Origin of the sequence: Bacteroides sp. L008, assembly GCF_040812255.1 — a bacterium.
Lineage (GTDB): Bacteria > Bacteroidota > Bacteroidia > Bacteroidales > Bacteroidaceae > Bacteroides > Bacteroides vicugnae.
The window spans coordinates 42,362-63,374 of sequence record NZ_JBFNXO010000003.1 but is presented as its reverse complement, the minus strand read 5'-3'; the positions used below and the strand labels follow the sequence as shown (position 1 = coordinate 63,374).

Annotated in this window: 20 protein-coding genes and 1 tRNA gene; 14 read left to right on the top strand and 7 right to left on the bottom strand. The window is 43.3% G+C overall.

Annotation, left to right across the window (positions count from 1 at the left end; genetic code table 11):
• Window positions 1-77: 77 nt before the first annotated feature.
• The 3 genes from AB3G73_RS24140 (at window position 78) to AB3G73_RS24130 (ending at window position 1,412) form a co-directional block, all read left to right on the top strand.
• Entirely contained in the window at window positions 78-311 is a 234-nt protein-coding gene (locus AB3G73_RS24140; RefSeq protein ID WP_259022489.1) for a hypothetical protein, read from the top strand.
• A gap of 139 nt (window positions 312-450) precedes the next feature.
• The gene (locus AB3G73_RS24135; RefSeq protein ID WP_259022490.1) at window positions 451-723 is read left to right on the top strand and encodes a DUF4172 domain-containing protein; all 273 of its coding nucleotides are present in this window, start codon (window positions 451-453) and stop codon (window positions 721-723) included.
• 122 nt (window positions 724-845) lie between these two features.
• Entirely contained in the window at window positions 846-1,412 is a 567-nt protein-coding gene (locus AB3G73_RS24130; RefSeq protein ID WP_217723164.1) for a nucleosidase, read from the top strand.
• On the opposite strand, the gene AB3G73_RS24125 is transcribed toward AB3G73_RS24130, so the two are convergent.
• Window positions 1,382-1,741, bottom strand: coding sequence for a YbaN family protein (locus AB3G73_RS24125; protein WP_004301938.1), 360 nt, complete (start codon window positions 1,739-1,741; stop codon window positions 1,382-1,384). The genes AB3G73_RS24130 and AB3G73_RS24125 overlap by 31 nt on opposite strands.
• A 129-nt stretch (window positions 1,742-1,870) precedes the next feature.
• On the opposite strand from AB3G73_RS24125, the gene AB3G73_RS24120 reads away from it, so the two are divergent.
• The 6 genes from AB3G73_RS24120 (at window position 1,871) to AB3G73_RS24095 (ending at window position 6,554) form a co-directional block, all read left to right on the top strand.
• Window positions 1,871-2,227 carry a 6-carboxytetrahydropterin synthase gene (locus AB3G73_RS24120; protein ID WP_117936628.1) on the top strand — a complete coding sequence of 119 codons (357 nt, stop codon included), beginning with the start codon at window positions 1,871-1,873 and terminating at the stop codon, window positions 2,225-2,227.
• Between the two features lie 20 nt (window positions 2,228-2,247).
• Window positions 2,248-2,793, top strand: coding sequence for a radical SAM protein (locus tag AB3G73_RS24115; protein ID WP_117936630.1), 546 nt, complete (start codon window positions 2,248-2,250; stop codon window positions 2,791-2,793).
• Between the two features lie 52 nt (window positions 2,794-2,845).
• Window positions 2,846-3,586, top strand: a complete 741-nt coding sequence (locus AB3G73_RS24110; protein WP_148364457.1) for a (Fe-S)-binding protein — start codon at window positions 2,846-2,848, stop codon at window positions 3,584-3,586.
• A complete protein-coding gene (locus tag AB3G73_RS24105) occupies window positions 3,583-4,968 on the top strand; it encodes a lactate utilization protein B (protein WP_195650570.1) in 1,386 nt (461 codons plus the stop codon). The genes AB3G73_RS24110 and AB3G73_RS24105 overlap by 4 nt, the downstream gene beginning before the upstream one ends.
• On the top strand, window positions 4,965-5,546 hold the full coding sequence (locus AB3G73_RS24100; RefSeq protein ID WP_195650569.1) for an LUD domain-containing protein: 582 nt from the start codon (window positions 4,965-4,967) through the stop codon (window positions 5,544-5,546). Before AB3G73_RS24105 ends, AB3G73_RS24100 begins: the two co-directional genes overlap by 4 nt.
• Window positions 5,547-5,681: 135 nt before the next feature.
• On the top strand, window positions 5,682-6,554 hold the full coding sequence (locus tag AB3G73_RS24095; protein WP_148364460.1) for a pyridoxamine kinase: 873 nt from the start codon (window positions 5,682-5,684) through the stop codon (window positions 6,552-6,554).
• A gap of 25 nt (window positions 6,555-6,579) precedes the next feature.
• Here AB3G73_RS24095 and AB3G73_RS24090 read toward each other — a convergent pair whose 3' ends face one another.
• Both AB3G73_RS24090 and AB3G73_RS24085 read right to left on the bottom strand, forming a co-directional pair.
• On the bottom strand, window positions 6,580-7,794 hold the full coding sequence (locus tag AB3G73_RS24090; RefSeq protein WP_367745746.1) for a carboxypeptidase-like regulatory domain-containing protein: 1,215 nt from the start codon (window positions 7,792-7,794) through the stop codon (window positions 6,580-6,582).
• Window positions 7,791-8,363 carry an RNA polymerase sigma factor gene (locus tag AB3G73_RS24085; RefSeq protein ID WP_217723159.1) on the bottom strand — a complete coding sequence of 191 codons (573 nt, stop codon included), beginning with the start codon at window positions 8,361-8,363 and terminating at the stop codon, window positions 7,791-7,793. The genes AB3G73_RS24090 and AB3G73_RS24085 overlap by 4 nt, the downstream gene beginning before the upstream one ends.
• Window positions 8,364-8,514: 151 nt before the next feature.
• Between AB3G73_RS24085 and AB3G73_RS24080 the strand changes: the two genes are divergently transcribed.
• A complete protein-coding gene (locus AB3G73_RS24080) occupies window positions 8,515-10,365 on the top strand; it encodes a von Willebrand factor type A domain-containing protein (RefSeq protein WP_367745745.1) in 1,851 nt (616 codons plus the stop codon).
• Between the two features lie 259 nt (window positions 10,366-10,624).
• Here AB3G73_RS24080 and AB3G73_RS24075 read toward each other — a convergent pair.
• From AB3G73_RS24075 to AB3G73_RS24065, 3 genes are all read right to left on the bottom strand, one after another.
• Window positions 10,625-10,697: transfer RNA gene (locus AB3G73_RS24075), tRNA-Trp, on the bottom strand.
• A 65-nt stretch (window positions 10,698-10,762) separates the two neighbouring features.
• A complete protein-coding gene (locus AB3G73_RS24070) occupies window positions 10,763-11,116 on the bottom strand; it encodes an arsenate reductase family protein (protein ID WP_148364464.1) in 354 nt (117 codons plus the stop codon).
• Between the two features lie 48 nt (window positions 11,117-11,164).
• Window positions 11,165-11,743 (bottom strand): uracil-DNA glycosylase family protein, encoded by a 579-nt coding sequence (locus tag AB3G73_RS24065; RefSeq protein ID WP_367745743.1) that lies wholly within the window; start codon window positions 11,741-11,743, stop codon window positions 11,165-11,167.
• Window positions 11,744-11,851: 108 nt separating this feature from the next.
• Here AB3G73_RS24065 and AB3G73_RS24060 point away from each other — a divergent pair, with 108 nt between their 5' ends.
• From AB3G73_RS24060 to AB3G73_RS24045, 4 genes are all read left to right on the top strand, one after another.
• Window positions 11,852-14,980 carry a SusC/RagA family TonB-linked outer membrane protein gene (locus AB3G73_RS24060; protein ID WP_367745742.1) on the top strand — a complete coding sequence of 1,043 codons (3,129 nt, stop codon included), beginning with the start codon at window positions 11,852-11,854 and terminating at the stop codon, window positions 14,978-14,980.
• 15 nt (window positions 14,981-14,995) lie between these two features.
• Window positions 14,996-16,591, top strand: coding sequence for a SusD/RagB family nutrient-binding outer membrane lipoprotein (locus AB3G73_RS24055; RefSeq protein WP_195649195.1), 1,596 nt, complete (start codon window positions 14,996-14,998; stop codon window positions 16,589-16,591).
• A gap of 73 nt (window positions 16,592-16,664) precedes the next feature.
• A complete protein-coding gene (locus tag AB3G73_RS24050) occupies window positions 16,665-17,372 on the top strand; it encodes a DUF5020 family protein (RefSeq protein ID WP_217723152.1) in 708 nt (235 codons plus the stop codon).
• Between the two features lie 72 nt (window positions 17,373-17,444).
• Entirely contained in the window at window positions 17,445-18,758 is a 1,314-nt protein-coding gene (locus AB3G73_RS24045; protein ID WP_298043887.1) for a nucleobase:cation symporter-2 family protein, read from the top strand.
• A 92-nt stretch (window positions 18,759-18,850) separates the two neighbouring features.
• Here the strand turns inward: AB3G73_RS24045 and AB3G73_RS24040 are convergent, their stop codons facing one another.
• Window positions 18,851-20,986 carry a KamA family radical SAM protein gene (locus AB3G73_RS24040; RefSeq protein ID WP_367745741.1) on the bottom strand — a complete coding sequence of 712 codons (2,136 nt, stop codon included), beginning with the start codon at window positions 20,984-20,986 and terminating at the stop codon, window positions 18,851-18,853.
• Between the last annotated feature and the right edge of the window lie 27 nt (window positions 20,987-21,013).

Below are 21,013 nucleotides of genomic sequence, written 5' to 3'. Positions count from 1 at the left end.
AAAGTATTTAAGTTCATCAAAGGACGTAATAACCGAGTTCCCTTTGGACTTGGTAATAAAATGTAAATTAAAATAAAATGGAACAAAGAAGAATTTTCATAGGAGACAATATTCCTAGTTTTCACTTGATCGCTTCGGAAGGAAAAGTCCTGCAGCGAGTATCTGATGGCAATATTTTTGGCCCTGAAATATATTTAGGGTACACTTATTATCTTGATGGAGAAAGGCTTGCAGAGCCATTATTAGAGTTGCCGGAACATTATATTGAGATAAATGCTCCAGAGGAATATATAAATGAGGTCATCAGTTAATCCATATTGTATTCGGATTACCTGATATTAGATTCTTCAAAACATAACATAAAATTGGAAAATAAGCCGCAAAATCTGCGGCTTATTTTCCAATTTTAACCGCAACTTTGTCTATAACTCCAATTAAATAGCTATTTTTGTGGAAAGAACCAATGATCTGTTTATTCATGAAATAGAAAATTGGACGTCGTTCAGATGGAATGCTGCTTGTTTGTCGGAGCCGATAGCTCGGACAAACAAAGCTATCGGATATCTTTCTGTGTCATCTTCAGAAATAGAGGGAATCATATTAAATACTGCGGAAGTACGTTCTTCCGTCGCACGGAAATTAGGTGTAGCTGTACCTGATACAAAAGAACCGACACATTGTATTGACGGATTTCCACTATATATAGAGGACAAAAGACAATAGAAGAAAGAATATCTTCATTGGACAAAATACGTTTTGAACAAAATGAAATGTCGATTGAAGATATTGTATATAAGTATTTTGCATATCTCATTGAATAATTATTTTATGATATAAAGAAACCCATGTTGAAAATATTAGTAACCTACGCCGTCCAAGGCGAATTTGTAGAGATTAAATGGCCGGATGTAGAACCTTATTACATTCGTACAGGTATTGGAAAAGTAAAATCAGCTTTTCATCTGGCAGAAGCAATCCGCCAGGTACAACCAGACTTAGTACTCAATATCGGAAGTGCCGGAACAGTCAACCATCAGGTAGGAGATATCTTTGTCTGCCGTAAGTTCGTAGACCGTGATATGCAGAAAATGAAAGAGTTCGGATTGGAGTGTGAGATTGATTCATCGGCCTTGCTCGAAGAAAAAGGTTATTGCAAGCACTGGACGGAAGAAGGAATCTGTAATACGGGAGATGGCTTCCTCACCGAGTTGACCCATGTTAGCGGAGATGTCGTAGACATGGAAGCCTATGCACAGGCATTCGTTTGCCGTTCGAAAGAAATTCCGTTTATTTCCGTGAAATATGTGACTGACATTATTGGTCAGAACTCCGTGAAACATTGGGAAGATAAACTTGCCGATGCCCGACAGGGACTATCACATTACTTCAATGTCTTGAAAGAAAGAATATGATAAGTGACTCCTGCGGCAATCAGTCCCAGGAGAATCTTTACCCATATCAGAGGAATCAGGAAGAAAATGCAATAAAGCATAGTTCCCCACATCAGCACGAGCGAGATTACTTTGGCTCGAAGAGGGATCGCCTTGTTTTCGCGGTAATTGCGGATATAAGGACCGAAGTGCCGATGATTGAGCAGCCAGTTATATAGTCGGGGAGACCCTTTGAAATAAAGGGCAGCGGTGAGTAACAGAAAAGGGGTAGTAGGCAGTAACGGCAGAAAGATGCCGAGAATGCCGAGTGCAAGGGAGATACTACCTAAAACAATATACAGAGTTTTCATGCGGCAAAGATAGTGCAAAAAAAGGGAAAAAATAACACTCTTTGCTGAATGAAAACTCTATTTTATATTACCTTTGTCGTTGCATCGAGGTGACATTAGATGCGTGTAACTATTAAAATACATACACCCATGTTTACAGTAATCAAACGCATGGAGATCTCGGCTTCTCATAAGCTGGTACTCCCGTATCGCAGTAAATGCGCCAGTTTACACGGTCACAACTGGATTATTACCGTCTATTGCCGTTCTATGCGGCTCAACTCCGAAGGAATGGTGGTAGATTTCACTCGTATCAAAGAAGTGGTCATGGAAAAACTCGACCATCAAAATCTGAATGAAGTACTTCCGTTCAATCCCACAGCAGAGAATATCGCCCGGTGGGTGTGCAAACAGATTCCCCAATGCTATAAGGTAGAGGTGCAGGAATCGGAAGGAAACATAGTCATCTATGAGAAAGATTCCGCCAGCGCAGAAGGACAAGAGTAGCAAATTAAACAAGTATGACGATGAGAAAGATTAATGAAATCTTTTACAGTTTGCAGGGCGAAGGTTACCACACCGGAACTCCGGCCATCTTCGTGCGTTTCTCCGGCTGCAACCTGAAATGTGACTTTTGCGACACACAACACGAAGAAGGGACCATGATGACCGATGAAGAAATTATCACCGAAGTGAAAAAATATCCAGCCGTTACCGTTGTCCTCACAGGTGGCGAACCTTCCTTATGGATAGACGACCAATTGATCGACCTTTTGCATCAGGCCGGTAAATATGTGACCATCGAAACCAACGGTACACACCCCTTACCGGCATCTATCGACTGGGTGACCTGCTCACCCAAACAAGGGGCAAAACTGGCAATCGACCGGATGGACGAAGTGAAAGTTGTCTATGAAGGACAAGATATAAGTATTTTTGAACTACTTCCTGCCGAACATTTTTTCCTCCAGCCTTGTTCTTGTAATAACACTGCTTTGACAGTGGACTGTGTAATGCGACATCCCAAATGGAGACTCAGCCTGCAAACACACAAATTAATCGACATCCGTTGAACAAAATAAACGGGTGATACGGAGGAAGCTTAAATTATTACATAATATAGTTATGAAAGTAGGTTTGTTTATTCCTTGTTATATCAATGCTATTTATCCCAATGTGGGAGTGGCATCGTATAAGTTATTGAAAAGTTTGGGAGTAGACGTCGATTATCCGTTGGATCAGACCTGTTGCGGACAACCGATGGCAAATGCCGGTTTTGAAGACGAATCGATGAAATTGGCACTCCGTTTTGACGATTTGTTCCGGAAGTATGATTACATAGTCGGTCCTTCCGCCAGTTGTGTGGCCTTTGTGAAAGAGAATCATCCGGGCATCTTAGAGAAAGAAGGACACGCTTGTCAGAGCGCGGGAAAGATTTATGACATTTGTGATTTTATTCATGATGTACTGAAGCCTTCCAAGATTCCTGCACGCTTTCCCCATAAGGTTAGTATTCACAATAGTTGTCATGGGGTGCGTGAATTGTTAATTTCGGCTCCCTCCGAACTGAATATTCCTTATTACAATAAATTGCGTGATTTGCTCGATCTGGTTGAAGGAATCGAAGTTTTCGAACCCAGCCATATTGACGAGTGTTGCGGCTTTGGCGGAATGTTTGCCGTGGAAGAGCAGGCAGTCTCCGTCTGCATGGGGCGTGATAAGGTGAAAGACCACATGGCCACCGGAGCCGAATATATTGTCGGAGCGGACAGTTCCTGCCTGATGCACATGCAAGGTGTTATCAAACGGGAGCATCTGCCTATTCAGATTATCCATATTGTAGAAATTCTAGCGTCGCAATCATGAGTACAAAACATTCAAAGGCTGCCGAGAAGTTCTTGCAGGACAGCAAGATGGCAGCATGGCATAATGAGACCCTTTGGATGGTCCGTGCCAAAAGGGATAAGATGAGCAAGGAAGTTCCCGAATGGGAAGAGTTGCGCAACAAGGCTTGCGAACTGAAACTATATTCCAACAGCCACCTCGAAGAACTTCTGCTGGAGTTCGAGAAGAACGCTACCGCCAACGGTGCCATTGTGCATTGGGCAAAAGATGCCGATGAATACTGCGCCATTGTCTATGAGATATTGAATGAACATAATGTGCATCATTTCATCAAGAGTAAATCCATGCTTGCCGAAGAGTGCGGACTGAATCCTTTCCTGATGGAGCGGGGCATTGATGTCGTAGAGTCCGATTTGGGCGAACGCATCCTGCAACTGATGCATCTCGAACCGAGTCACATCGTACTGCCTGCCATCCACATCAAACGGGAACAGGTAGGCGAACTTTTCGAAAAGGAGATGGGAACCGAGGAAGGAAACTTCGACCCTACCTACCTGACTCATGCGGCACGTAAGAACCTGCGACCTCTCTTCCTGAATGCCGAAGCCGCTATGACAGGGGCCAACTTTGCCGTAGCTTCAACCGGTGACATCGTAGTCTGCACGAATGAGGGAAACGCTGATATGGGTACTTCCTATCCGAAATTGAACATCGCCGCTTTCGGTATGGAAAAGATTGTTCCGGATTTGGATGCACTGGGCGTATTCACTCGATTGCTTGCCCGTTCGGCTACCGGACAACCGGTGACCACCTACACTTCCCATTACCGCCGTCCCCGCGAAGGCGGTGAATATCATATCATCATTGTAGATAACGGCCGAAGTACATTGCTTTCCAAGCCCGATCATATCAAGACACTGAATTGCATCCGTTGTGGTGCGTGTATGAATACCTGCCCGGTATATCGCCGGAGTGGGGGATACTCTTATACCTATTTCATTCCCGGACCTATCGGTATCAATCTGGGCATGGCTCACGATCCGGAGAAATATTATGATAATCTTTCTGCCTGCTCCCTGTGTATGTCCTGCTCTGATGTTTGTCCGGTGAAAGTTGATTTGGCCGAACAGATTTACAAGTGGCGTCAGGATTTGGACGGACTGGGAAAAGCCAATACAGGAAAGAAGATCATGTCCGGCGGCATGAAGTTCCTGATGGAACGTCCGGCATTGTTCAATGCTGCTTTGTGGGCGGCTCCGGTAGTAAACGGTCTGCCCCGTTTTATGAAATACAACGATCTCGACGATTGGGGAAAAGGGCGTGAACTGCCGGAATTTGCCAAAGAGTCGTTCAATGAAATGTGGAAGAAAAACAAAGTACAGGGAAAGGAGGAATCCAAATGAGCAGCAGAGAAGAGATATTAGCCAGTATTCGCAAGAATACGCAAACTCGTTATGATAAACCGGATATTGCGGATATGAAACGATTGTCGTATCCTGATAAGATAGAACAATTTTGTGCAATCAGTCGTGCGGTGGGTGGCACAGCAGTGGTATTGGGCGAAGGAGAAGATGTGAATGCGGTCATACGTCGGACTTATCCGGATGCTATGCGCATTGCTTCCGTCTTACCGGATATTTCCTGCGCGACATTCAATCCTGACAATCTGGATGATCCGAAAGAGTTGGATGGCACCGATGTAGCCGTAGTGAAAGGAGAAATAGGAGTTGCCGAGAACGGAGCTATTTGGATACCGCAGACGGTGAAATATAAAGCTATTTATTTTATCTCGGAGAAGCTGGTTATCCTGCTCGACCGGAATAAAATAGTGGATACCATGTATGATGCCTACCGCGAACTGGATGGACAGGAATATCAATTCGGAACATTCATCTCCGGTCCTTCAAAGACTGCCGACATTGAGCAGGCATTGGTGATGGGAGCACATGGGGCACGGGACGTATTAGTGATATTAATCTAGTGTTTTAAAACAGAGGCTCTATTGGTAGGAAGTAGAGCCTCTGTTCGGTATAAACAGAACTTCTGTTTATTGTAAATAGAGCCTCTGTTCCGGTCCGTTCATAGAAGAGTAGTCAAATGTTTAAATTTAAATGATATGTATGCCAATAAAGTAAAGAAAATAGCCGCCGTTCATGACCTTTCGGGAATGGGACGCGTGTCTCTCACTGTCGTTATTCCTATTCTTTCATCCATGGGCTTTCAGGTTTGTCCGCTTCCTACGGCTGTATTATCCAACCATACGCAATATCCCGGTTTCTCCTTCCTCGACCTGACGGACGAAATGCCGAAGATTATTGCCCAGTGGAAGAAACTGGAGGTGAAGTTTGATGCTATCTACACCGGATATCTGGGCTCTCCGAAACAGATTCAGATTGTTTCTGATTTTATCAAGGACTTTCGCCAGCCGGATAGCCTGATAGTTGCCGATCCGGTGTTGGGAGATAACGGCCGGCTGTACACTAACTTTGATAGGAAGATGGTGAAAGAAATGCGCCACCTGATAACCAAAGCAGATGTGATTACTCCCAATCTGACGGAATTATTTTATTTATTGGATGAACCCTATAAAGCAGACAACACGGATGAAGAGCTGAAAGAATATCTTCGCCTTTTGTCTGATAAAGGTCCGCAAGTGGTTATCATAACCAGTGTCCCCGTGCATGATGAACCCCATAAAACGTCTGTCTACGCTTATAACCGTCAGGGAAACCGCTACTGGAAAGTGACCTGTCCTTATCTGCCTGCACATTATCCCGGTACGGGAGATACTTTTACAAGTGTCATAACCGGCTCTTTGATGCAGGGAGACAGCTTGCCGATGGCATTAGACCGTGCCACTCAATTTATCCTGCAAGGAATCCGTGCCACTTTCGGGTATGAATATGACAATCGGGAGGGTATTCTGTTGGAGAAAGTACTTCACAATCTGGATATGCCGATACAGATGGCCAGTTATGAATTGATTTAATCTTTTACATTCACAAATTTTTGTCCTATTCGAATTTGACGGTTATTTCCACTGATTTATTGCCATAAATCCAGTCCGGACCTTCCTGAATCAGGCGGATGGCTTCCTTGTCGGAAGATTCGCAGAGGCTCTCTTTTACTTTGATGTAGAAGGGACGCCCTTCCTTGTTAACTAGGAAAGTTAATACCACTTTCCCTTTCACTTGTGCGCATTTTTCATCCGTCGGACGAACCAGATTCTCCTTCAGGTACTTCTGATATTTGCGTTTACCAATCACGGGTTGCGGAGTAATATCTTTGTCTGCCTGCTCCTTAGCCGTCACGACAGTTGTCGACTTCTTATTTTTATTTGTTCCGTATCCCACTACCACCACTTCGTTAAGCGTTTGTTTGTTTTCGTTCATGGCAATGAGCATTGTCTGGCTGGTATCTACCGGAATTTCTACCGGATCATATCCGATGAACTGCGCTGTCAACTGTTTTTTACCTTCCTTTTTAACCAGCGAAAACTCTCCGTTCATATTCGTAATGGTTCCGATATTTGTCCCTTTATATGCCACACTGGCCCCGATGATCGGTTCTCCTTTTTCATTGGTCACTTTTCCCTGAATAATGTTACTGTTGGGAATAGTCACCACTTTAGCCATTCTCATTTTCTTGTCGGAAGCGGACTCGGAAGTATCCATTGTTGCTGCTACCTCTTGCAATTCAGCAGTCTGCTCCAAGGCTTCCTCCATCATCGGTTCTATTACTGCGGATGCACTCATCTCTTTCTTGTCCGCTTGTTTCACAGCAATTCCGGAAATAGGGGTAGAATCCGTTTTGACCTTTGTGGCAGCCAGCGCGATTTCCTTTCGCGGGGTTACAGGAGCTGCCGGAGTCGCCGGATTTGTAGGAGTTGCCGGTATTGCAGCTTCAGGCAACTTTGCAGGAACAGACTCTTCAGCGATAAACACTTCATCTGTCATGCTCTTTTTCAGGAACAGGAAATAACTGCTGATACCGAATCCGATAACCAGACATGCAGCGATGCTCCAGGTGATAGCATAAGTGTTCTTTTTCTTTGCCGAATGAGCAGAAACCTGCATCCGCAGTTTCTCGATCCGTTGTTCGTGATTTCCCTCCACCTGGTTGTATCCATCCATAGCATCAGCCAGGAAAGGGTCCTGCATCGACTCTTTTTCCAGCCGGTGTGCCTCTTTTCCTTTGCGGAGTCCTCGTATGTAGTCCAATAGTTTCATAGGGCTTGTTTCTTAATACAAATTTTCAAGTTTCGCTTTCCGTTTTGGATATAGCTTTTCACATTGTTCAGAGTAAATCCGGTCTGTTCCACAATGTCGGCATACGACATTTCCTCTAAAAAGAAACGCGTAATGCTGGTCCGTTGTTCTTCGGGCAACTTTTCGAGACAGTGATGTAATGCCTTTAGTTGTTCCTCTGAACTTTCCTCCTCACTTAATAGATGCAGAAATTCGTCGGATTCCATAACATTAACGGTATAATCTAACGTAATTTCTTTATTTTCCTTTCGTAAAAGTTGCAGGCAATGATTCTTTGCCACCCGGTAGAGCCATGGCTTGAACACTTTTATCTCATAATTTCCCAGTTTAGGCAATAAATCTTCAAACAACTGCATGACCGCCTCCTGTGCCCGGTCTTCATCATGCAGATATTTCAGGCAAAGTCCGTATAGTAACGGGATATATCGGTTATATAATTCGCCGAAATATTCCGTATCGCCGGACTTCGTATAATGTATTAGTAATTCCTCGTCCGATAGTTTTAATATTTTTCTTTTGAAAAACAACATCTATTGATTGCCAAAGATAGGGATTGAGACTAAAAATAACAACTGTAAGACTAAAAATAAAAAAAAAGTTTGATGCCTTTATGGAATCTGTGTGAAATGTGCATCTCTATAATAAAAGCGAACTAATAGTAACATTTTAAAATAAGAAGTTATGAAAACAAATCAATTCAGAGCGATGATGCTCGTACTGCTAATGGCGGTTATTTCTTTAGGTAGGATGAATGCGCAAGTTATTACTGTGTCGGGTACGGTGACGGATGCAAAGGATGGAAATCCGCTTGTAGGTTGTTCGGTACAGATCAAGGGTACTTCGAAGGGGGCAATAACGAATATGAAGGGCCAGTACACAATTCAGGCCAAGAAGGGGGAGACGTTGTTGTTTCAGTATATCGGGTATAAGCAAGAGAGAAGGGTGGTGAAATCGGCTACGCTGGATGTGAAGATGAAAGCTGATGATGTGGTATTGGAAGAATGTGTAGTGGTAGGATACGGGCATGAGCTAAAGGCTACTAAATCGGTGTCTGCTGCTTATATGGCGGTATGTCCGACACCGGGAATCATGTATGATGCTGTAAATGCGGAAGAATACGGGCAGATTCAGGAGAATGGATTTAAGAGTGTGTCGGATGCTCCGCTTTCTACTTTCTCTATTGATGTAGATGCTGCTTCTTATAGTAATATGCGTCGTTTTATCAATAAAGGGGAATTGCCTCCTGTAGATGCTATCCGTACAGAAGAATTAGTGAACTACTTTTCCTATGATTATCCGAGACCGACAGGAAGTGATCCTGTGAAAATCACGATGGAAGCCGGAGCATGTCCCTGGAATGCGGATCACCGTCTTGTGCGTATCGGCTTGAAAGCTAGAGAAATTCCGACGGATAATTTGCCTGCATCTAACCTGGTGTTTCTGATTGACGTCTCCGGCTCTATGTGGGGAGCCAACCGGTTGGATTTGGTGAAATCATCTCTCAAATTGTTGGTAAACAACTTACGGGATAAAGATAAAGTAGCTATCGTGACTTATGCAGGCAGTGCCGGTGTGAAACTGGAGGCCACTCCGGGTAGTGACAAACAGAAGATTCGTGAAGCGATAGATGAATTGACGGCAGGTGGTTCTACGGCAGGTGGTGCGGGTATCCTGTTGGCGTATAAAATAGCCAAGAAGAATTTTATCTCTAATGGCAACAATCGTATCATACTTTGCTCCGACGGTGATTTTAATGTGGGTGTTTCTTCCGCCGAAGGATTGGAACAATTGATTGAAAAAGAATGTAAGAGTGGAGTGTTCCTTACCGTATTAGGTTATGGTATGGGTAATTATAAAGATAAGAAGATTCAGGTGTTGGCAGAAAAGGGAAACGGTAATCATGCTTATATAGATAACTTGCAGGAAGCCAACCGTGTTTTAGTAGGCGAATTCGGTGCTACATTGCATACGGTGGCGAAAGACGTCAAACTGCAAGTGGAATTTAATCCTTCCCAAGTGCAGGCGTATCGTTTGATTGGTTACGAAAGCCGTCTGTTGAAAGACGAAGACTTTAATAATGATGCTAAAGATGCCGGAGATATGGGTGCGGGACATACGGTAACTGCTTTTTACGAAGTGATTCCTACCGGTGCAAAGAATGAATATGTGGGTAAAATAGACGATCTGAAATATCAGAAGAAAGAGAAAGTGGCAGTGAAACCGACAGGCTCTAATGATCTCCTGACTGTGAAACTGCGTTATAAAGCTCCGGATAAAGATGTCAGCAAGAAAATGGAACTTTCTTTCGTTGATAATAAAGATAATAATGTTTCTTCCGATTTCCGCTTTGCTTCTGCAGTGGCTATGTTCGGACAGCTGCTTCGGGACTCTGATTTCAAAGGAAATGCCAGTTACGATAAAGTGATTAATCTGGCCAAACAGGGACTGAATAATGATGATAAAGGATATAGAAGAGAATTCATTCGTCTGGTTGAGGCTGCCAAGGGATTGGAAAGAACGAATAAGAACTAGGAAATCGTGTAGGAGTCATTGTGAGTGTACGCTATGTGACTATGCGTAAGATTCGCAGATATGAATGAACGTAGAATTCCAGATGGATAATCGTAGAAAATGATAGTGACGGTATATGTTCGGGATAGTGACGCTATCGCTGTTGTATACCGTCACTATCTTTGTCGGATGGCGTCACTATCATTTCTTTCGTCCGAATTTCGTCCGACCTGAAACGAAAAATAGCCGTAAACTTATCGTTTACAGCTATTTAACTCTGCACGGGAGGAGAGGCTCGAACTCCCGACACCCGGTTTTGGAGACCGGTGCTCTACCAACTGAGCTACTCCCGTGTTTGCGGCTGCAAAGGTAGTAGAAACTTCTGAATCTCCAAACATTCGGGTAAATAAGTTTTGAATTATTTTAATTTTTCCCACTCATCGGGCTTAAAACCGACCAGAACGAAGCTGTCTGTCACTACCAATGGGCGTTTCACCAATTTACCGTTAGTTGCCAATAGTGCTATCTGTTCTTCCTCACTCATTGTAGGTAACTTCTCGCTTAGTTTCAGCTCTTTATATACTAATCCGCTCGTGTTGAAGAATTTCTTCACCGGCAGACCGCTGCGCGGAATCCATGCCTTTAATTCTTCCACCGTAGGATTTTCTTCTACGATTAAGCGGTTGGTAAACTCAATGTTATTTTCTGTTAACCATTTCTTGGCTTTTTGGCATGTGCTGCATGCCGGGTACTGCAAAAATAATGTTGCCATATTCATTTATAATTTAATATTTGATATTTTATACTTAATACTTGAACTTCACTTCAATATCTGTAAATCCTGAAACATAATCCGGTAAGCGGCCGCTTTCTTGTCCAATGCTAATGGATACGCCCTTGATGATGAGGGCATCCGGAAAAGCCGCATGGCACGTCCTTCGAAAACAAATTCGGAGTAATCACCTACTTTGGGCTCTTCTATGTCGAATTGCTGTCGAAGAGTGTCCGTTGCTTTTTGGCCTGTGGTGACGATTGCTTTGCATTCGGGAAGTTGCCGCAGTAATGCTGCAACATCGGTAGCTTCCACTACTTCAAGAAACTTGTCCGATGCATTATCCTGCAACCGGCGAATGGATGAAGCGGTATCAAATAGGGCAATCCCCTTTTCGTTCAAAAAGTCTATGATTTGCTCGCGACAGAACGATTTTAGTGTCGAATTTAGAAAGTGATTCTTATCATTAAAGAATAAAATCCCATATATACGCCACATGTCGTTGTTTAGGTTCGGGTAGTAAAACTCCATAGACCAACGTTTTTTCTGTGGCGGAAAACTTCCTAGCATCAGAAGTTTTGATTTCGCTGGGAGAAACGGTTCTAGCGGATGTGTTTCGATTTCCATAATTCCTTTCATTTTAATTTCGTACAAAAATAGTGATAATGTTTATTTCCCTCAAAATCAATGAGAAAAAATGCTAGATTTAAAATAATTAGTTATTTTTGCGGCGTGATGAACAAACAATATTTTATTATATCATTGAAAAAAGAAGTTTTTGTGAGTTGCTTCTTAATAGGCCTATTTTTCCTGGCGGGAGGAAATTGTTATGCTTCGGAGCAACAAGCGTTAAGAGGGACGATAGAAGTTCCTTCTGATCATAATACCGTGAGAGGGCGTGTAATTGATATCTATGGTGAACCACTGATCGGTGCTACAATACGCGAAAGGGGGGGAACCAATGGTACTGTGACCGATATTGATGGAAAGTTCTTTTTATCTGTGCCGGATAGTGCTGTCTTACAGGTTTCTTTTGTGGGTTACAAGACTGTAGATGTCAATGTGACAGGTCGGAATGTGCTTGAAATACGTCTTCAGGAAGATGCGGTGATGCTTGATCATGTCATTGTAACGGCCTTGGGACTTGAAAAGGATGAAGCTTCATTAGCTTATTCTGTGCAGAAAATCAAGGGAGAGGAACTGAATCGGGTGAAAGAAATAAATATGATTACTGCCTTAGCGGGAAAAGCTGCCGGTGTACAAATCAATAAGAATTCTTCCGGTATGGGTGGTTCCGCAAAAGTCAGTCTCCGGGGAATCCGTTCGGTATCCGGTGATAATCAACCGCTTTATGTAATAGATGGAGTACCGATGTCGAACACCTCTTCCGAACAGGCTTATTCGGCTATTGGGGGGACGGCTAATGCAGGAAATCGTGATGGGGGAGACGGAATCTCTAACCTGAATCCGGAAGATGTGGAAAGCATCAGTATTCTGAAAGGTGCTCCTGCTGCGGCTTTATATGGTAGCATGGCTGCTAACGGAGTGATTCTTATTACGACTAAAAAAGGAAACTCTGTCGGACAAAGGAATATTAATTTTTCTACGGGACTCACTTTCGAGAAAGCATTCAGTATGCCTAAAATGCAGAATCGTTATGGTGTCAGTGATGTGGTAGACAGTTGGGGCGAGAAAGAGAATCTGATGGCTTATGATAATCTGAATGACTTTTTCCGTACCGGATTGACTTCGATGACTTCCGTATCTATCAGTTATGGAAATGAAAACCTGCAAACTTATTTCTCCTATGCCAATACTACCGGAAAGGGGATTATCGACAAGAATAAACTGAAAAAGCATAATATAAACTTGCGTGAGACGGCTACCATGTTCGACAAACGTCTGAAACTGGATGGTAGTGTAAATGTCATGAAACAGACCGTCGAGAATAAGCCGGTATCGGGAGGTTTCTATATGAATCCATTGGTAGGGCTTTATCGTTTCCCTCGTGGGGAGGATCTGTCTTATTATAAAGATCATTTTGAAACCTATGACGAAGAACGGAAACTGGGTGTGCAGAATTGGCATACGTTTACCGAAGACTTCGAACAGAATCCATACTGGATAACGAACCGTATACAAAGTAAAGAAACACGTACGCGCGTTATCCTTTCTCTTTCAGCAAACTTTAAAGTTAATGAATGGCTGACGATTCAAGCCCGTGGCAACATGGATTACTGGGCGGACAAGTTACGCCAAAAATTCTATGCGTCTACCGCCACCGCTCTGTGTGGAGCGAACGGACGATATGTTGAGATGGATTATCAGGAAACGCAGATGTATGGTGATGTCATGGCGATGGTGAAGAAAATCTGGGGGGATTTTACACTGGATGCGGCGATTGGTGGTAGTATAAATGACCGAATCAGAAATTCTACCCGTTATGATTCGAAGAATGCTTCTTTGAAATTTGCTAATGTGTTTAATATTGCCAATATCGTTATGAACAGTTCTGCCAGTATTGACCAGAAAATAGATGAGCATCGTCAGTTGCAATCTATATTCGGTACGGCACAGATCGGTTATAAGGAGAAATTGTTCCTTGATTTGACGGCCCGTAATGACTGGGCGTCAACCTTGTCTTATACCAGCCATGAAAAAACCGGATTCGCTTATCCTTCTGTAGGGCTCTCCATACTACTTGATAAATGGGTGAAGTTACCCGAATGGGTTTCTTTCGCTAAATTGCGTGGCGCTTACAGTAAAGTCGGAAATGATATTCCTCCGCATATCACTAATCCCTCTTCGCAGATTAATGCCGGTGGCGAGATACAGGCGAATGATGCCGCACCTTTCAAGGAAATGGAGCCGGAAATGACTCATGCAATGGAATTTGGAACAGAATGGAGATTCTTCCAACACCGTTTGGGTATTAATCTGACTTATTATCGTACCAATACTTACAATCAGTTTTTCAAACTGTCTGCACTTGCAGGGGATAAGTATGCTTATCGATATGTAAATGCAGGAAATATTCAGAATCGGGGATGGGAAGTGACGTTGAATGGGACTCCCATATTAACTCCTAGTTTTACTTGGAAAACTTCCGTAAACTTCTCTACCAACAAGAATAAGATAGTGAAATTGCACGATGAGCTGAAAGAATTAGTCTACGGACCTACGAGCTTTTCTTCCAGTTATGCTATGAAACTTATTAAAGGCGGTTCTATCGGTGATATTTATGGTAAGGCCTTTGTGCGTGATGATGCAGGCAATATTGTCTACGAAACAGAGGGTGATAATAAAGGACTTCCATTAGTGGAGGGCGATGGGAATACGGTGAAAGTGGGAAATGCCAACCCTGTCTTTATGATGGGATGGGATCATACGTTCTCTTACAAAGGCTTCACCCTTTATTTTCTGCTTGATTGGCGTTATGGAGGCAAAGTCCTTTCGCAGACGCAGGCGGAAATGGATCTTTATGGAGTATCTGAAATAACGGCTGATGCGCGTGACAGGGGATATGTAATGCTCGACGGTCAGCGTATAGACGATGTGAAAGGATTCTATAAAATAGTAGGCGGGCGTGCCGGGGTGACGGAGTATTATATGTATGATGCTACCAACTTGCGGTTGCGTGAAGTATCTTTGAGCTATAATTTCTCCAAGAAGTGGATACAGAAAACGAAGGTGCTGAAAGATGTTCAGCTTTCGTTTGTAGCCCGCAATCTATGTTTCTTGTATAAGAAAGCTCCTTTTGATCCGGATCTGGTACTTTCTACCGGAAATGATAATCAAGGAATTGAAGTGTTCGGAATGCCTACGACCCGTAGTCTGGGCTTTACTCTGAAATGTGAATTTTAAAGGTAAGAGAGAGAAATGAAGAGAAAATCTGTATATCTATATTTGTTGGGGTTATTGCTGTTTTCCGTAGCTTGTACCGGTAACTTCCGTGATTACAATACCGATTTGTCCGGTATCACGGATGATGACTTGATTATTGATGACAATGGCTATGGAATCCGTTTGGGAATTATTCAGCAAGGTATTTATTTTAATTACGATTACGGAAAAGGAAAGAACTGGCCTTTCCAGCTGATACAGAATCTGAACGCGGATATGTTCAGTGGGTATATGCATGACGGCAAACCGCTGAACGGGGGCTCGCATAACTCCGATTATAATATGCAGGATGGCTGGAATAGCGCCATGTGGACACACATGTATTCTTATATTTTCCCACAGATATATCAGTCGGAGAATGCTACCCGGAATACACATCCTGCTCTGTTCGGGATAACGAAAATATTAAAGGTGGAAGCGATGCACCGTGTGACGGATTATTATGGTCCTATCATTTATAAGAATTTTGCTAATGCCGAAAAACATTACCGTCCGGATAAACAAGAGGATGTCTATTATGAGTTTTTCAATGAACTCGATTCTGCTGTAGTTGCTCTCACCAACTATATAGATGAGAAACCGGAATCCAATGGATTTGCACGTTTTGATATTTTGTTGGACGGGAAATATCCTTCCTGGGTAAAGTTTGCCAATTCCCTGCGTTTGCGTCTGGCAATGCGCCTTGCTTCTGTTGCTCCTGATAAGGCGCGTTCTGAAATACAGAAAATAAAGGAAAACGGTTACGGCTTCTTTGAAGCGGAAACAGGAGGAGTGTTTGTTTCTACCAAATCCGGGTATACCAATCCATTGGGAGAACTTAACCGTGTCTGGAATGAAACTTACATGAGTGCTAACATGGAATCAATTTTGACCGGATATAACGATCCCCGTTTGGAAATTTATTTTGAACCCTGTACGGATGAGGCCCTTAAAGGACAGTATCGTGGAATTCGCCAGGGAACCTGCTTTGCTCATAGTCATTATTCGGGATTGTCAAAGCTGTTTGTCAAGCAGGATACCGATACACCTCTGATGACTGCTTCGGAAGTCTGGTTTCTGCGTGCCGAAGCTGCTTTGCGCGGATGGACGGATGAAGATGAAGAAGCTTGTTACCGGAACGGTGTAACTACCTCTTTTCATCAATGGGGAATTTATGGGGTGGAGGATTACCTGAAAAGTGAGCTGACAGCTTCCGACTTTATAGACACTTATGATGAAGAAAATAATATAGAGGCCCGTTGTAAAGTCACTCCCAAATGGAATCCGCAGGATGATAAGGAGACCAAACTGGAGAAGATTATCACGCAGAAATGGATTGCCATGTTCCCGGAAGGTTGCGAAGCCTGGACCGAACAAAGACGGACGGGATATCCCCGTTTATTTCCCGTTCGATTCAATCATAGTAGGAGCGGATGCATCGACACGGAGATCATGGTGCGCCGTCTTAATTTCCCAGGTACATTGCAGACAGAAGACTCGGAGCAATATTCTGCTCTTGTCGAGGCTTTAGGCGGAGATGACCATGGAGGTACAAGACTCTGGTGGGATACGGGAAATAATAACCTGGAATAAAAAAAGACAGAAGTAATGTGTTTATATGTGTAGCTTTAACTATTTTTGCATCTTCATTTAAACACATTTACTTATGAAACAAATTATCTCTGCTCTTTTCCTCTGTATGTTGCTCTCTGCCGTACCGGGATTGCAGGCGCAAAACATTCAGCTACATTATGATTTCGGACGTTCTTTGTACGATAAAGATTTGCAAGGTCGCCCGCTGCTCACCTCCACAGTGGAGAAGTTTCAGCCTGATACTTGGGGAAGCACTTATTTCTTTGTCGATATGGATTACACTTCCGAAGGTGTCGCTTCCGCTTATTGGGAAATAGCGCGTGAACTGAAATTCTGGAAAGGTCCTTTTTCTGCACATCTTGAATATAACGGTGGATTATCGAAAGGCATGTCTTATAAAAATGCTTATCTGGCAGGAGCTACCTACACTTTTAATAATGCTTCCTTTTCCAAAGGCTTCACGCTGACTGCTATGTATAAGTATATTCAGAAACACCAATCACCCAACAACTTCCAGCTGACAGGTACGTGGTACGTAAATTTCTGCCGCAATCTGCTCACTTTCTCCGGCTTTGCCGACTGGTGGCGTGAAGAAACCAACTACGGAAAGACTATCTTCCTCTCCGAACCACAATTCTGGGTGAACCTGAACAAAATCAAAGGAGTAAATAAAAATTTCAATCTTAGTGTTGGCTCCGAAGTCGAATTGAGTAATAACTTTGGCGGTCGTGATGGCTTTTATGTTATCCCGACACTCGCCCTCAAATGGACACTGAACTAAGAAAACCTAAATTCCGGAAGAATCTCTGTCTATCCCTCTGCGGAAGTTAAAAATATATAGAACACCTGTTAAATGAAAACTGATTTAATCTACGGCGTAGAAGACCGTCCCCCTTTTAAAGACGCCTTGTTTGCGGCTTTACAACATCTCCTGGCTATTTTCGTAGCAATTATTACACCCCCGCTAATCATCGCGAGTGCCCTGAAACTGGATGTGGAAAAGACAAGCTTTCTGGTTTCCATGTCTCTTTTTGCTTCGGGAGTATCTACTTTCATACAATGCCGTCGTTTGGGTGCGATAGGAGCAAAGTTACTCTGCATTCAGGGAACCAGTTTTTCTTTTATCGGCCCTATCATCGCCACCGGATTGGTGGGTGGTTTGCCCTTGATATTCGGTTCCTGTATGGCTGCCGCACCTATCGAGATGATTGTCAGCCGCACATTCAAGTATCTGCGCAATATCATTACTCCGTTGGTATCCGGTATTGTTGTACTATTGATCGGATTAAGCCTGATAAAGGTCGGTATTGTATCTTGCGGAGGCGGATATGCGGCTATGGATAACGGTACATTTGCTACTTGGGAAAATCTGTCCATTGCAGCACTGGTGCTGCTTAGCGTCTTGTTTTTTAACCGTTGCCGGAATAAATACCTGCGTATGAGTTCCATTGTGCTCGGACTTTGTCTTGGTTATGCCTTGGCATTTGTCTTAGGAAAAGTGGATATGAGTTCGTTAAATATGGAAATGCTGATGAGCTTTAATATTCCCCAACCTTTCAAATACGGTGTTGATTTCAATGTATCTTCTTTCATAGCCATTGGCTTGGTTTATCTAATCACAGCCATCGAAGCAACAGGTGATGTAACTGCCAACTCTATGATTTCCGGACTTCCCATTGAAGGAGATTCCTATTTGAAACGAGTTTCCGGTGGAGTAATGGCGGATGGATTCAACTCCTTTCTCGCCGGTGTATTCAACTCTTTTCCAAACTCCATCTTTGCACAAAACAACGGTATTATTCAACTGACCGGAGTAGCCAGCCGCTATGTCGGCTATTATATTGCAGCAATGCTCGTTCTTTTAGGTTTATTCCCCATTGTCGGTGCCGTATTTTCTTTAATGCCCGATCCTGTATTAGGCGGTGCCACTTTATTGATGTTCGGCACAGTAGCCGCTGCAGGAATCCGTATTGTCTCCTCACAAGAAATAGGACGTAAAGAGACTTTAGTATTAGCAGTCAGCCTTTCTTTAGGCTTGGGTGTAGAATTAATGCCGGATGTATTACAACAAACTCCGGAAGCAATTCGAAGTATCTTCTCTTCAGGAATCACCACCGGAGGCTTAACTGCAATTATTGCAAATATAGTAATACGGGTAAAAGAATGAAAAATAAGTATTAAGTATTAGGTATTAAGTATTACCACCGAAGCAGCTGGTTTACGCTTGATATTTGTCGATTAATACTTAATACTTATTTCTTATTCCTTAATACTTAAATTACTCATTTTATCTGTTGTACGGAAGGGGAAATCAGGATACTCGTAAAGGCTGAAACGAGGTTCGGTTTCTCCTTTCGTATAATTCCAGATAGAAGCATAGTCTTCCGGATCTTCTCCCATCTTGGCTAACTGGCGCAGGTAAGCAGCTAGCGATTTATTCTCTACGATATAAATCTGCCCCATCTGATCGATAATCGGGCTATGATGACGAGTGCCGTCATGTTCGAAGCGTAGAATTCGTTTTCCTTCTTCTGTTAGTCCCACCAACTGGAAAGTCATGCTCTTACCGATAGCCGGTAAATTCAGTACACTGCGATCTGTAGCAAGGAAAGGCAAATGATGTTTTCTCATGAAGCGTCTTAATTGCTTGGCAACATCTTCTTTGGGCTCCTTTTCCGCTCCGACTTTCGTTTCTAATATCTTATATAATTCCTCTTCCTGTTCCTGTGTCATCCAGCCATAAATCTTTTCCTCCTGTTGTTCCTGCATCGAACGACTGTTGGGTGCAAATACCGCATAATTCTCATTGAATCCCTTTACCGAGAAAGTGTAATAACACACCACCCCCAATGAATTGAGCACCTGGCGAAGCCGGGTCGTATGCCCTCGACGTGAAGCAGCTACTGTATATACTAGTTGGTTTGTAATAATCCATCCTGCAGAAAGAATCTTCCGAATCGCTTCTTTAGCTTCAGGAGTAACCTCCAGCGGTGTCTGGAAATGAGTCTGAATAATAAACTGTTTCACACCGATGGTCGATGCCTTCTCCTTGAATTCTCGCAGAATATCAATCAGTCCGTCATTGATACGCATCGGCAAGTAAGCCAACAGGCGTGATCCCAACCGTACCCGTTGCAATTCCGCATATTTCTCTCCATCCTTACGTTCAAGATTCGCCCTTTGTTTGCGTGCCGCCATCCGGTACACCGCATCCAGAATGTTCTGAAGTGTTTTATTCTGACTCATCAGCGCATCGCCCCCTGTAATCAGAATATCCCGCAACTGCGTATCCTCTTCAAAATAAGTCATCAACCGGCGCAACTTACGATCCCATGACTCTTTCGGGCGTAAAGACTCAAACTCGAAATTCAACCGCTCGCTCTGGAAATCATACATACGTTGACAAGAAGCACAAAGTCCTCCGCAAGCCCGTCCCATAGTATCAGGAATGAGGATAGCTACCTCCGGATACCGACGATGAATATTATGTCCGTCCGGCAAAAGCCATCCCGCAGCATTAGGCTTCCCGGCCTCTACAATATCCTCCTTTTCCCACGCACGAATATTTCCATACGTCTCCACCAAACGTGGAGAATACAGAATATAACTCCGGATAGCCTCGTCATTATACCCATATCCCGTTACATTAAGTAACGATAAATAATAAGGAGTCGCAAAAAACGGCATTCCTTTCTTCCGGGCACGATAAAGCAAATACATAGTCTCTGAAGAAAGTGAATTTCCCAAGAACCGGTTCAACTCACTCGGACTTTTCACAGCCATCGTCAAATGAAAGCGGAAATCATTCCACCATTCACTTACCAACCTGTACTTTTCTTCATAACTCATTCCCTCCTCAAAATGAAAACGCACCGAAGGCTTCGATTTCCTGTTCTCAATCTTCTGAATCAGCAAGTGCAACATCCTTTCCTTATTCTCATCACGCATCTCACATACCTCTTCATCCAATCCCGTTTCCCACCGGTCATTCCGACTTTTGATACGTTGCGGCGATGGCAAAGGCACAACCTCTCCCTTTAACCGTTTAAACATCTGGAAAATTTCAATAAACAAATCCGTCGGCATCTCCATATTTTCCAACGTCCCCGTCAGAAACTCATAAAGTAGCCTGATAGTCTGTACTGGCATATCCTGTCCTGTAGACAGTTCATGGACATTCTGCCCATCATAATGGAGTAAGAGTCGAATTTGCTCCCTCGCCTCCTCCGCAGCCTCATTTTCTATCCCGCAAACTTCCAAAAACCGCAGCATCCCAGCCTTGAACTCTTCCACAGAAGAGCTCTTATCAGCCATCTCCACCACCTCCGGAATTTCTTGATTATAGATTTGTTTCAACTGTGAAAAAGTAAGTGTAAGCATTTTCTTTTGTTTCATAAGCAATCTCTCTATTTAAAAATTATT

Excerpts from the sequence above, each read along its gene's own strand:
- AB3G73_RS24060 (WP_367745742.1), top strand. The coding sequence starts at position 11,852 with ATGAACAAACAATATTTTATTATATCATTGAAAAAAGAAGTTTTTGTG.
- AB3G73_RS24115 (WP_117936630.1), top strand. The coding sequence starts at position 2,248 with ATGAGAAAGATTAATGAAATCTTTTACAGTTTGCAGGGCGAAGGTTAC.
- AB3G73_RS24080 (WP_367745745.1), top strand. The coding sequence starts at position 8,515 with ATGAAAACAAATCAATTCAGAGCGATGATGCTCGTACTGCTAATGGCG.
- AB3G73_RS24110 (WP_148364457.1), top strand. The coding sequence starts at position 2,846 with ATGAAAGTAGGTTTGTTTATTCCTTGTTATATCAATGCTATTTATCCC.
- AB3G73_RS24050 (WP_217723152.1), top strand. The coding sequence starts at position 16,665 with ATGAAACAAATTATCTCTGCTCTTTTCCTCTGTATGTTGCTCTCTGCC.
- AB3G73_RS24140 (WP_259022489.1), top strand. The coding sequence starts at position 78 with ATGGAACAAAGAAGAATTTTCATAGGAGACAATATTCCTAGTTTTCAC.
- AB3G73_RS24065 (WP_367745743.1), bottom strand. The coding sequence starts at position 11,743 with ATGGAAATCGAAACACATCCGCTAGAACCGTTTCTCCCAGCGAAATCA.
- AB3G73_RS24055 (WP_195649195.1), top strand. The coding sequence starts at position 14,996 with ATGAAGAGAAAATCTGTATATCTATATTTGTTGGGGTTATTGCTGTTT.
- AB3G73_RS24100 (WP_195650569.1), top strand. The coding sequence starts at position 4,965 with ATGAGCAGCAGAGAAGAGATATTAGCCAGTATTCGCAAGAATACGCAA.
- AB3G73_RS24095 (WP_148364460.1), top strand. The coding sequence starts at position 5,682 with ATGTATGCCAATAAAGTAAAGAAAATAGCCGCCGTTCATGACCTTTCG.
- AB3G73_RS24105 (WP_195650570.1), top strand. The coding sequence starts at position 3,583 with ATGAGTACAAAACATTCAAAGGCTGCCGAGAAGTTCTTGCAGGACAGC.
- AB3G73_RS24120 (WP_117936628.1), top strand. The coding sequence starts at position 1,871 with ATGTTTACAGTAATCAAACGCATGGAGATCTCGGCTTCTCATAAGCTG.
- AB3G73_RS24130 (WP_217723164.1), top strand. The coding sequence starts at position 846 with ATGTTGAAAATATTAGTAACCTACGCCGTCCAAGGCGAATTTGTAGAG.
- AB3G73_RS24090 (WP_367745746.1), bottom strand. The coding sequence starts at position 7,794 with ATGAAACTATTGGACTACATACGAGGACTCCGCAAAGGAAAAGAGGCA.
- AB3G73_RS24045 (WP_298043887.1), top strand. The coding sequence starts at position 17,445 with ATGAAAACTGATTTAATCTACGGCGTAGAAGACCGTCCCCCTTTTAAA.
- AB3G73_RS24125 (WP_004301938.1), bottom strand. The coding sequence starts at position 1,741 with ATGAAAACTCTGTATATTGTTTTAGGTAGTATCTCCCTTGCACTCGGC.
- AB3G73_RS24085 (WP_217723159.1), bottom strand. The coding sequence starts at position 8,363 with ATGTTGTTTTTCAAAAGAAAAATATTAAAACTATCGGACGAGGAATTA.
- AB3G73_RS24040 (WP_367745741.1), bottom strand. The coding sequence starts at position 20,986 with ATGAAACAAAAGAAAATGCTTACACTTACTTTTTCACAGTTGAAACAA.
- AB3G73_RS24070 (WP_148364464.1), bottom strand. The coding sequence starts at position 11,116 with ATGGCAACATTATTTTTGCAGTACCCGGCATGCAGCACATGCCAAAAA.